Source organism: Prosthecobacter sp., from assembly GCF_044378005.1.
Lineage (GTDB): Bacteria > Verrucomicrobiota > Verrucomicrobiia > Verrucomicrobiales > Verrucomicrobiaceae > Prosthecobacter.
The window spans coordinates 1-11914 of sequence record NZ_JBILYB010000170.1 but is presented as its reverse complement, the minus strand read 5'-3'; the positions used below and the strand labels follow the sequence as shown (position 1 = coordinate 11914).

Genomic DNA, 11914 nt, shown 5'->3' with positions numbered 1-11914 from the left:
CCTCCGCTCTTGGTGGCGACGGTTTTCACATACGAGACCTCGCCATGGCCGGCGGGGCCGTAACAAACGAGCTGATCATTGGCCGCACCACGCAGAGTCAGATCGTAGAGGCAGCCCGGCGAGACGCCATCGGGCCCGTAGAAGGTGCTCATGTTCGCCCGGCGGAGAGGCGCATTGTGGGAGATGGTGGCCTCCACCTTGTCACTGCGCAGCACGAAGTCACCGCGGATGCCGTCGGCCTCCTTGCCTTTGGGGAGTTCCACCTCACGGCCGAGTGCCGCCTCGAAGACCTCGGCAGCATGGAGTGTGGTGAGGGATAAAACAGAGAGAGCGAGGAACGTGCGCATGGGGTTGGGGAAAATGAGGAGCACCTAGAACGGGCCTCGCTCACCATCTCTTCCTGTCGTTCCCGACACATCGCGCCGCCTTTTTGCTTCCCATTTCCTCCGGCGCTGGGTAGAGCGTGCAGCGTCATGAATGCCCGCATCATCTTGGTCCTCGTCTCCTGCATCCTCAGCATCGCCACCGGTCTCGTTTTATCCCGAGGCAAAGGCGGCTCCTCTGCTGCGGCCAAAGGCTCCGGCAAACCCGTCATCGGCCTGAGCATGGACACACTGAAAGAGGAGCGCTGGATCGCGGATCGTGATCTCTTCATCGCCCAGGCCGAGGCACTCGGCGCGCAGGTGGAGGTGCGCTCGGCGAATAGCGACGACACCCGCCAGCTCCGCGATGTGGAAAGCCTCATCACCGCCGGGGTCGATGCCCTCGTCATCATCCCTCACAACGGTGCCGCCATGGCCCGCGCCGTCGAGATGGCCCATGCAGAGGGCATCCCCGTCCTGTCCTACGACCGCCTCATCACCGATGCCGAGACGGACCTCTACATCACCTTTGACAACATCAAGGTCGGCGAACTCCAGGCCAAGTTCCTTGCCGACAAAATCCCCGCCGGTGGCAAGATGCGCCTCATCCGCATCTACGGCGCGAAAACGGACAACAACGCCAAGCTCTTCAAGCAAGGCCAGGATAACATCCTCCAACCGCTCATCGACGCAGGCAAAGTCGAGGTCGTCTTCGAAGACTGGGCCGAGGACTGGAAGCCCGAGAACGCCAAGAAGATCACCAACGCCGCCATCACCAAAGCTGGGCAGAACATCGATGCCATCCTCGCCAGCAACGACGGCACGGCGGGCGGAGCCATCCAGGCACTGATCGAAGAAGGCCTCGCCGGTAAAGTCATCGTCACTGGCCAAGACGCCGACCTCGCCGCCTGCCAGCGCATCGTCGCCGGCACACAAACGATGACCGTGTACAAGCCGCTCACCCAACTCGCCAAACGTGCTGCCGACCTCGCCTTCAAACTCGCCAAACGCCAGCCCCTCATCGCCAAAGCAGAGACGGACAATGGCAAAGTCGCCGTGCCCAGCGTGCTGCTGGACATCGTCGCTGTGACCAAAGACAATATCCGCGACACCGTCGTGAAGGACGGGTTCCGCAAAGAAACCGAAGTCTTCGCCAAGTGACCTTTCGAAGTCTGGTTCCTCCCCTGAGGTATGATCCGAGCCCTCCTCCTCACACTCCTCGCCACATCTCTTCACGCCGAGAATCTGCGGCTGGCTGAAAATGGGCGCGCACTGCTCCCCATCGTCGTTTCTGAGCAGACCCAGGGCATCGGCATCGAACTCGCCGCCATGCTCCAGCGCATCACAGGGGCGGCATTCATGGTGGAAACGGCAGTCGTGCCGCGTTGCATCCTGCTCAGTCTCAATCCCGCCACGATCCCCATCACGGCTCGCGAGGACTACTCCATTCGTTCGGAGAAGGACCGGCTCGTCATCATCGGCAACTCGCCGCAGGCCGTGGAGCATGCGGTGTGGGATCTACTGCATCGCCTCGGCTTCAGGCAGTTCTTTCCTGGCAAAATCTGGGAGATCGTTCCGCACCTGCCATCACTGGGCATCGACATCGACGTCACTGAATCGCCCGACTACCACGCGCGGCGAATTTGGGCTGGATTTGGTTATCTCAAAGAACGCGATGCCGTCTATGACGAATGGAATCGCCGCAACCGGGCCACCTCGGGCATCACCCTGAGCACCGGTCATGCCTACGATGGCATCATGAAACGCCACGAGGCCGAGTTTGCCAAGCATCCCGAATACCTCGCGCTCGTGGAGGGCAGGCGCCAGAAGCCGAAGTTCTGCACCGCGAATGCCGATCTGCGGAAACTCGTAGTGGCAGATGCCCTGGCTCAGTTTGCCAAAGACCCGACGCTCGACTCCATCTCCTGCGATCCGAGCGATGGCGGCGGCTGGTGTGAATGCAGCGACTGCGCGAAGATCGGCAGCGCGAGTGATCGCGCGCTGCTGCTGGCGAATGAAGTCGCTGAGGCCGTGAATGCGAAACATCCGGGCCGCTTCATCGGCATGTATGCCTACAACGAGCACTCGCCGCCGCCCTCCATCGAGGCGCATCCGCAGGTCGTCATCAGCGTGGCCACCGGCTTCATCCGTGGCGGTTACACCATCGACCAGCTCATCTCGGGCTGGCAGGCCAAAACGAAGACACTCGGCATCCGTGAATACTACAGCGTGAACACCTGGGATCGTGATCTTCCCGGTGCAGCACGCGGTGGGAACCTCGATTACCTGCGCACCACCATTCCGCACTTTCATCAAAGCGGGGCGCGCTTCATGTCGGCGGAATCCAGCGACAACTTCGGCCCCAACGGCCTCGGTTATTACCTCGCCACGCGCATGATGTGGGACGTGAAGGAGGCAAAGAACGTCGAAGCCCTCGTCGCCGACTTCCTCGATAAATCCTTCGGCCCCGCCAGCGCACCGATGGCGAAGTTTTATACCTTGCTCGATGGCACGAAGCGCCAGGCCCTCAGCGATGACCTGCTCGGCAGAATGTATCGCCTGCTCGATGAAGCGCACTCTTTGAGCAACGACGCCGCCATCCGCGCACGTCTCGGCGATCTCACGCTCTACACCCGCTACGTGGAGCTGTATCACGACCACGCCTCCACTCAGGGAAAGGAACGGCAGGCCGCCTTCGAGCAGCTCTTCCGCTTCATCTGGCGCATCCGCCACACCGGCATGGTGCATGTGAAAGCCCTCTGGCGTGATCTGCCGAATCGCGACAAAGCCATCGCCCTGCCCGAGCTCGCTAAATACAGCGATCCCGACGCCACGAACCCCTGGAAGTCCGACGAAGCCTTCACCGCCGATCAGATCACAGCCTTCATCCGCGATGGCATCGCAAAGCGGAAGCTGCTCGACTTCACGCCCGTCTCCTTCAGCACCAAACTCATCCCCGCGACGGCCTTGAAGCTTCCCCAAGTGCCGCGAGGCAATGCCGGCATCTACCTGCGCGGCGTGCGCGATTTCTGGACGTGGATCAACAAAGAGCCCGCCACGATCAAGCTCACCGGACAGGCAGGCATCATCTACCCAAACCGAGGCACCGCAAAGGTCGCCCTCTTCCCGCTCGCCGAAGCGGAACTCAAGTCCGTGGCTCACTTCGAGATCCCACCGGACAAGGCCGAGCACGCTATCGAACTGCCAACCAAGTTCCCTGGCCTGCACCGAATCGAAGTCAGCGATGCCACCCAGGGCACCCTCATCACCTGGCCCGATGGCATCCCCATGACCATCATCAGCAGCCAGGAGCAACCCGCGAAGCTCTTTGGCCGCTGGCATCTCTATTTCTATGTGCCGAAGGGCACGAAGATCATCGGCGGCTTCAGCGAAGGTGCGGGCCTCCTGCTCGATCCTTCCGGCAAAACTGCCCACACGTTCCCCGACAAACCCGGCTACTTCAGCATCCCCGTGCCCGCTGGCGAAGACGGTAAGCTCTGGAGCTTCAAGCACAGCGCTGGAAATCGCCACCTCATGACCGTGCCGCCCTGTCTCGCACGAGATGCCAGCGAGCTTCTGCTGCCCGAAGAGGTCATCCTCAAAGATGCCACGCCATGAAATCGACAATCATCCAGCAGCCGCCACTCCGGCTCATCGCCGTCAAAGCCAAGTCCTTCCCCGAAGGAATCCGCGCCGCATGGCAGGAGATTGAGGCAAAGCGGAAGATCAAAGGCCGCAAAGCCTACGGCGTGATCCGCGAAGGCGAATACTTCGCCGGACTCGTCTCCGATGGAGACCTCGAAGAACGCGTCACCGGCCTGCCCGTGATCGAAGTCCCCGGCGGCCCGTGTGCCCGCATCAAGCTCGAAGACTGGCAGAACCACATCACGGAACTCGGTCAGCTTTTCGCCCAGATGGCCTCCGAGCATGAAGCCGACCCCTCACGACCCGCGCTGGAGTTCTACCGCAGCTTCACCGAGCTGCATCTGCTGCTGCCGGTGAAGGCTTGATCACTTCACAAACCGGAACTCCGGGGTGGCCCAGAGCGTCTGGATCAGGCGGGCCCAGGCATCGCGGATTTCGTCGTCGGTGGCGTTGCCGGAGATGGAGGCTTCGAGGTAGTCGCGGGCAAGATCGAGTTCCTTGGCATTGGGTTCACGACTCAGCGAGTAACGGTAGGCGAGCTGGAGGCGCTCGGGGGTTTCTTTGGCTTCGCCAAGGACGCGGGTGGCGGCGGAGCGGGCTTGCTCGATGACCTTGGGGTTATTCATCAAGAAGAGGGCCTGCGTGGCGACGGTGCTGGTGGTGCGCTGGCCGATGGGCTGGTTGATGTCGGCGAAGTCGAAGACCTCAAACAAGGGATGGCGCACGTTGCGGAAGGCGGCGGTGTAAACACTGCGGCGGGTGTCATCGAACTTGAAGCCGTATTCGAGGATCTGGATCTTCTGATCATTGGAGTCCACCTTCCCTGCCCCGCCGACATTCGGACCGCCGAACGTGGTCTCCATCGTTCCCGCCGCGACGAGCATGGCATCGCGGATGCACTCGGCATCAAGACGCTTGCGGTTCATGTGGGAGAGCAGGCGGTTGTCGGGATCTGTTTGTAGTTCGGGCTTTAGCCCGTTCTCTGAACCTTCCTGACGGGCTGAAGCCCGAACTACGGACGATGACTGCCGATACGTCCGGCTCATGACCATCTCCTTCACGAGCTGTTTGAGGCTCCAGCCTTCCTCCATGAACTTCACGGCGAGGTAGTCGAGCAGTTCGGGATGCGAGGGAGCCTCGCCCGTGCTGCCGAAGTTGTCGGTGGTGCGCACGATGCCGGCACCGAACAACCAATGCCACACACGGTTCACCATCACGCGGGAGGTGAGTGGATTGCTGCGACTGGTGAGCCATTGGGCAAATTGGAGGCGTCCGCTTTGGTCGGCGGGGATCGCGGGCACATCGCCCTTCATCGCGACTTGCAGGAAGCCGCGTGGCACAGGAGCACCGAGATTGCGAATGCTGCCACGGATGTGGATGCGGGCATCTTCAGGTTGCTCGTCATCGGCCACGGTCATGGCTTCAGGACGAGTGGGTGCGGTCTTCTTGATCTCTTTGATCTGCTTCTCGAGTTCACTGAGACGAGTCTTGAGTTCCTTCTCCGCCGTCGATGCTTTCTTCGCGGGCATGTCCGGCATGTCGGCCTCGGCGGGCAGGAACTGCACGGCATCGACGGTCACATATCCCTCGGCCCCGGCATTGGAGATCATGACAAAGTTCTGCCCGGTGGCCTCGAAGCGCCAGGTGCCGATGCTGATGAATTGCAGCCCGTTGAAGGCTTCGGTGGCTTCTTTGAAATACACGAGGTCCTCGCCATCGGCATGAAGCACGGTGGCCGGGATGCGCTCGGCGCGACCAGGACCGCCGCTGTAAGCCACACGGACTTCATAGCGTCCCGCGACCGGCAGCTTCGGTGTGAAGGTCATCGTCTTCTCACCGCGATTACGGTTCAGGTCATGCGAATACCCGCCGCCGACGAAGGGGGGATACATGCTGGAGAGCTTCCACTCGCCGACCTTCTGCGCCTCGCTGTCATCGACAACGACTCCGGGCAGATCCGTGGTGCTGAGGCTCTTCTTTTTCCGCAGAGCGACGCTGCCAGCATCACGAAGCTGATCTTTAAGCAAGGCGGCTTCCTTTTCGAGCTTCCCGAGCACGCCTTCAAACTTCACGAGCTGCGCCTCATGCTCGCCATCGAAGGGCAGCGGCGTGTCGATCCAGTGGGCGACGTTGTCGGTGTAGTTCTTGAGCGTCTTCGTGCTGCGCAGGATGCCAGCGAGCGCGTAGTAGTCGCGCGTGGGGACGGGATCGAACTTGTGATCGTGGCAGCGCGCGCAGCCGATGGTCATGCCGAGGAAGGACTTGCCGAGGGTGTCGAGCTGCTCGTCCACGATGTCCATGCGCAACATGCCTTTGTCCTGCTCCTCGTAGTTCGTTGGGCCGAGGGTGAGGAAGCCGGTGGCGGTGAGCTGACGACGACGCTCAGCGGCATTCTTTGATGGCAGAAGATCTCCAGCGATCATCTCGGTGATCATGCGATCCAGCGGCACGTCATCGCGGATCGACTCGATGAGGTAGTCGCGGAAGCGCCACGCGTCTTTGAACGGCAGCGAGCGACCACCGCCCGAAGACTCAGCGAAGCGCGAAAGGTCCATGAAGTGCGAGGCCCAGCGTTCGGCGAAGGCAGGCGTCGCGAACTGTCGCTCGATCTCGGCCTTGAGATCCTTGATCTCAGTCTTCTCGGGCGGAAGGCCAATCAGATCAAAGGACAAGCGGCGGAGAAACGTGGCGTTGTCAGCATCGGGCGCGGGTTGCAGGCCATGGGCTTCCAGCTTTGCCAAAATGAAGCGGTCGATGTCGTTCGCGGGCCAGTCGGATTTCTTCACGGCTGGCGGGGCTGATTTCTGCGGCACTTGGAAGGACCAGAAGCTGCCGTCCACCTTTGGCTGCGAGCCATGCTTTGCACCGCCGGGGATCTCGTTGCGGGGATCATGCGCGCCGCTGGAGATCCAGGTTTTCAGGTCGGCCATGTCCGCTTCGGAGAGCTTCTTCTTCGGCGGCATCTTGAGATCGCGGTCCTCGTAACTCACGGCCTTCCAGAGCAGGCTTTCCTCGGCCTTGCCGGGAATCAGCGTGGGGCCGGAGTCACCGCCATTTTTCCAGCCTGCCTGATGATCGAGGCGAAGGCTTCCCTTCTGCTTGTCCGGGCCGTGGCAGTCGATGCAATGCTCGATCAACAGCGGGCGGATGCGCTTTTCAAAGAACTCCTGCTGCTCCGCCTGATCAGACACTGCCCCGTGCATCATGGCGGGGGCAAAAAGACAGGCGATCAGAAGGGTGTTTCTCATGCGGGGCCTACGCTAACGCCTCCGCTGAAAGCCCTCTTTCAGGGGGTGGCTGTTCGCAGATCGCAGACACAGGCATCGACTTGCCTTTCTCCGCTGGCAGAGGGTCCTGAAGCACTCGTCATTCACCGCCTCAAAGCCTGATGCTTCTTGCGGAATCTGCCCTCTCCAGTCTATCTGTGATTTTCCCGCATGAGCGCCCCCTCCTCCTCCCCAGCCTACCGTCCTGACATCGACGGCCTGCGTGGGATCGCCGTGCTGCTCGTGGTGCTCTTTCATGCGCACATCACCTTTCGTGGCGGCTTCGTGGGCGTGGATGTCTTCTTCGTCATCTCCGGCTACCTCATCACCACGCTCATGATGAAGGACTTCGCCGCAGGCACCTTCAGCCTCGTGGATTTCTGGGAGCGCCGCATCCGCCGCATCTTCCCCGCCCTGGCCGTGATGACCCTTTTCACCGTGGCGGCTGGCGCGGTGCTGCTATTCCCTGATGCGCTGCAAAAGCTCGGTGCCTCCTTGGTCGCGCAGGTCCTGCTCATCTCGAATCTCTACTTCTGGAATGACTCGTCCGGCTACTTCGCCGGTCCTGCGGAGGAGCAGCCGCTGCTGCACACTTGGTCGCTGGCCGTGGAGGAGCAGTTTTATCTCTTCATGCCATTGCTCTGCCTGCTGCTCTTCCGGCGCTGGTCCTCACGCCAGGGACAGCAGACGCTGAAGGCCGCCTGCCTGCGCGTCTTCACCGTGCTGCTCGGGCTCGGCTTTCTCTTCTCCATCGCCGCCACCTGGTGGGATGCTCACACCGCCTTCTACTGGCTGCCCATGCGGGCCTGGGAGCTGCTGCTCGGTGCCTGCCTGGCCTGCCTGCCGGACACCAGGCCCGTCCTCACCGACCGCCGCCGCACCCTGCTTGCCGCTGCCGCGCTCCTCACCATCATCATCGTCGGTGCGGTCTATGACAAACGCACCCTCTTCCCCGGTCTCGCCGCCCTGCCACCCTGCCTCGCCACGGCGGCGCTCATCTGGGTGGGAAATCCCCTCTTCGGTGGCAACCCCGTCTCCCGCCTTCTCGCTTCCCCGCTGCTCGTCAAAGTCGGGCTCGTCTCGTATTCTTTCTACCTCTGGCACTGGCCGGTGCTCGCCTACATGAACTACCTGAACACCGGCTCCAAGGATGACATCCCGAGGTCCGTGCGCGTCCTGGTCATGGGACTGGCCTTCGGCATTGCCTGGGCTTCGTGGCGCTGGGTCGAGACACCTGTCCGCCGTCGTTTGTGCTTCAAAACACGGCGTTCCCTCTTCACCGCCGCCCTCAGCCTCATGGCCCTCATGCTCGCCACAGGTGCCTGGATTGACCGCTCCGCCGGGCTGCCTGATCGCCTCGAACCCCAAGTCCTGCGCTTTGCCAATGCCGGTGTGCTCGACCGCTCCCAGCGCTCCTGGAAAGACAACCCTGAAGACGCCTTCCGCGACACCCTCCCCGAGCTGGGTCAAAAGACCACCGGCACCGCCCACCGCGTCCTGCTCTGGGGCGACAGCCACGCCATGTCCCTCATCCCCGTGCTTGATGCCTGCTGCCGGGATCAGGGCAGTTCCGGCCTCATCGCCGCCCACAGCGCCACCGTCCCCGCCCTCGGCTACTACCGCCCCAGCCGCACCGGGCTCGACTCCCGCAGCCCCGCCTGGACCGCCGCCGTGCTGGACATCATCCGCAATCGCCGCATCCCGGACACCATCCTCACCGCCTACTGGAAGGAGAGCACTGGCAAGGACCCCGCCGCCTTCTCCCAGGCCCTGCTGGAAACCGTCCGCCAGCTCCGCAGCGCAGGCACCCGCGTCTGGATCGTCCTCGATGTCCCCGAGCTTCCCTTCGATCCGCCGAAAGCCCTCGCCCTCCATCACATGCGCCCCGGTCTCATCCCCGATCCCCGGCTCCAGGCCACCACTCGCGCCGCCCATGAGAGGGAAAACAGCGTCATGCTCCGCCTCGTGCCCGAGCTTCAGAAAGCCGGGGCCACCGTACTCGATCCCTCCGCCCACCTTTTCGACTCCGCCGGGCGCACCCTCATCGAGGAGAACGGCACCTCCCTCTACGGTGATGGCGACCATCTCACCATCGCGGGAGCCCTGCGGCTGAAGCCCCTCTTCGCGCCTGTCTTCAGCCCAACTGTCCCCTAGTCCCCCGGCCCCCATCCTCGCATGTCCCGCACCCTCTCCCTGATCATCTTCCTGGTGATGGCCGCCTTCTTCGGCTGCTTCTTCGCCTTCCCGATCTGGACCGCCGTGCGCACTGCCTTCGAGACGCCAGACCACCAGTTCACCTTCGACTTCATCTTCGAGGTCTTTCAAAACCAGCTCTACCGCGAAGGCCTCCTCAATTCCTTCCTCATCGCCATCTGGACCACCCTCGGCTGCCTCCTCGTCTCCCTCCCGCTCGCCCTCCTCTTCGTACGTTACGACTTTCCGGGCAAAACCATCCTCAACAGCCTCGTCCTCACCCCCATGGTCCTCCCGCCCTTCGTCGGAGCCATCGGCATCAAGGCGATGCTCGGCCAGATGGGCGCGCTGAACAGCCTCCTCATGAACCTCGGCCTCATGAGCCGGGATCATCCCATCGACTGGTTCGCCGAGGGGCAGATGCCCGGCATCGTCATCATGGAGGTCCTCCACCTCTACCCCATCCTTTATCTCAATGTCGCCGCCACTCTGGCGAATCTGGACCCCGCCATGGAGGAGGCCGCCGCCACGCTCGGCTGTCCGCCGTGGAAGCGGCTCTGGCGCATCACCCTGCCCCTCGTCATGCCCGGCATCTTCGCCGGCGGCACCATCGTCTTCATCTGGGCCTTCACCGAGCTCGGCGTCCCCCTCGTCTTCGACTTCGAGCGCGTCACCGCCGTGCAGATCTTCCGCTCTCTGAATGACCTCAGCGAGAATCCCTTCCCCTACGCCCTCGTCGTGGTCATGCTCACCTTCAGCACCCTCATCTACCTGCTGAGCAAAACCTTGTTTGGCCGCGCTTCCGGCACCGGCGGAGGCCGCGCCACCATGGCCCGGGAAACCATCCGCCTCCCTTTCGGCAAAGGCCTCGCCTGTACCGCCTTCTTTGCCCTCATCACCTTCCTGGCCGTCATCCCCCACCTCGGTGTCGTCCTCCTCAGCTTCTCCACGGACTGGTATGGCACCGTCATCCCGCAGAGCTTCACGCTCGACCACTACCACGCCGCCCTCGGTCACGAGCTCACCCTCAGCTCCATTTCGAACAGCCTCAAATACTCCGGCCTCGCCCTCGTCATCGCCCTCCTCCTCGGCATCGGCGTCGCCTATGTCAATGTCCGCACCCGGATCTGGGGCCGCCAGCTCCTCGACATGATGGCCATGCTCCCGCTCGCCGTGCCCGGCATCGTCATCGCCTTCGGTTACCTCGCCATGACCCGTCCCGGCCAGCCCTTCGACTGGCTCATCCTCGGCGATGACCCCCTGCTCATCCTCGTCATCGCCTATGCCGTGCGCCGCCTGCCCTACGTCGTCCGTTCCGCCAGCGCCGGCTTCCAGCAGGTCAGCCCCGCTCTTGAGGAGGCCGCACAAAACCTCGGCGCCACCCCTGAGCGCGCCCTTTGGAGGATCACCCTCCCTCTCGTGGCTCCGAACCTCGTCGCCGGAGGGCTGCTGGCCTTCGCCTTTGCCATGCTGGAGGTCAGCGACTCCATGATCCTCGCCCAGCAGGCCGGGCACTTCCCCATCACCAAGGCCATCTACTCCCTCATCCTCTCCCTGGGGAACGGCCCCCAGCTCGCCGCCGCCCTCGGCGTCTGGGCCATGATCTTCCTCACCGTCACCATCGCCGGAGCCAGTCTCCTGCTCGGCAAGAAACTCGGTGCCCTCTTCCGGTAGAACGACTTTTCAAGTCGTCGGCTGGTGCAGCGAGATGGCATCTCGCCCATCCCCCAGGGCTTCGCGCATCCCCATGAAAAGGGGCTTTTTGCGACAGGATTCACAAGAGGATCAAGATGAACAGGTCTGAAAAATCCTGTTCATCCTGTGAATCATGTCAATCCTGTAACTAAGGCCCTGATGGACAATCAGTGACCGATTGGATGCGTCAGCCCTGCCCATCCCCCACCCCCGAGTTCAAAACTCGGGGCACCAGTGTACGAGTTGAAAACTCGTTCTACGTTCGACACCCGTCTCATGAACCCGGCAGGGTTCACCGCCTGTAGCCGGTGGTCGAGGGAGCCTTAGCGACCGACACCACCGGTTGGCAGACCCACCCCGTTCCCAGTCTCCGCATCCCGGCAGGGATGCCAGCCATCGGCGGCAATTCCTGGTGTACTCAATGGCACGGCACCCACCACCCCATCCCCGAGTTGAAAACTCGTTCTACGCCCTCCGCAACTGAGTTTTTGAGGTCCAATTCCAGGGTCAGATTGCCTCAATCTGAGGGCAGATTGCTCCAACCTGAGGGCAGATTGCTCCAACCTGAGGGCAGATTGCTCCAACCTGAGGGCAGATTGCTCCAACCTGAGGGCAGATTGCTCCAATCTGAGGGCAGATTGCCTCAACCTGAGGGCAGATTGCTCCAATCTGAGGGCAGATTGCTTCAACCTGAGGGCGGATTGTGAGCCTGTCAGAAAGTTTGTGTGGAGGGTCAAAACCGAGGACAGGAAG

The 11914-nt window shown here is 62.3% G+C and carries 7 protein-coding genes; 5 read left to right on the top strand and 2 right to left on the bottom strand.

Annotated elements, in window-relative coordinates; all coding sequences use genetic code 11:
- Positions 1–347: hypothetical protein (locus tag AC6FTP_RS22710; RefSeq protein ID WP_497209196.1), on the bottom strand; the 347-nt coding region annotated here is incomplete at its 3' end.
- Between the two features lie 126 nt (positions 348–473).
- Here AC6FTP_RS22710 and AC6FTP_RS22705 point away from each other — a divergent pair.
- From AC6FTP_RS22705 to AC6FTP_RS22695, 3 genes are read left to right on the top strand one after another with little or no spacing between them, the layout of a single operon-like run.
- Entirely contained in the window at positions 474–1523 is a 1050-nt protein-coding gene (locus AC6FTP_RS22705) for a sugar ABC transporter substrate-binding protein (protein WP_497209195.1), read from the top strand.
- Between the two features lie 30 nt (positions 1524–1553).
- Positions 1554–3980, top strand: coding sequence for a DUF4838 domain-containing protein (locus AC6FTP_RS22700; RefSeq protein ID WP_497209194.1), 2427 nt, complete (start codon positions 1554–1556; stop codon positions 3978–3980).
- The gene (locus AC6FTP_RS22695) at positions 3977–4372 is read left to right on the top strand and encodes a hypothetical protein (RefSeq protein ID WP_497209193.1); all 396 of its coding nucleotides are present in this window, start codon (positions 3977–3979) and stop codon (positions 4370–4372) included. The genes AC6FTP_RS22700 and AC6FTP_RS22695 overlap by 4 nt, the downstream gene beginning before the upstream one ends.
- Here the strand turns inward: AC6FTP_RS22695 and AC6FTP_RS22690 are convergent, their stop codons facing one another.
- Complete coding sequence (locus AC6FTP_RS22690; protein WP_497209192.1) at positions 4373–7255, bottom strand: DUF1553 domain-containing protein; 2883 nt, start codon at positions 7253–7255, stop codon at positions 4373–4375. It lies immediately after the preceding gene.
- A 189-nt stretch (positions 7256–7444) separates the two neighbouring features.
- Between AC6FTP_RS22690 and AC6FTP_RS22685 the strand changes: the two genes are divergently transcribed.
- Positions 7445–9427: an acyltransferase family protein gene (locus AC6FTP_RS22685; protein WP_497209191.1), complete on the top strand. Its 1983-nt coding sequence runs from the start codon at positions 7445–7447 to the stop codon at positions 9425–9427.
- A 21-nt stretch (positions 9428–9448) separates the two neighbouring features.
- Positions 9449–11140 (top strand): ABC transporter permease, encoded by a 1692-nt coding sequence (locus tag AC6FTP_RS22680; protein WP_497209190.1) that lies wholly within the window; start codon positions 9449–9451, stop codon positions 11138–11140.
- Positions 11141–11914 lie beyond the last annotated feature (774 nt).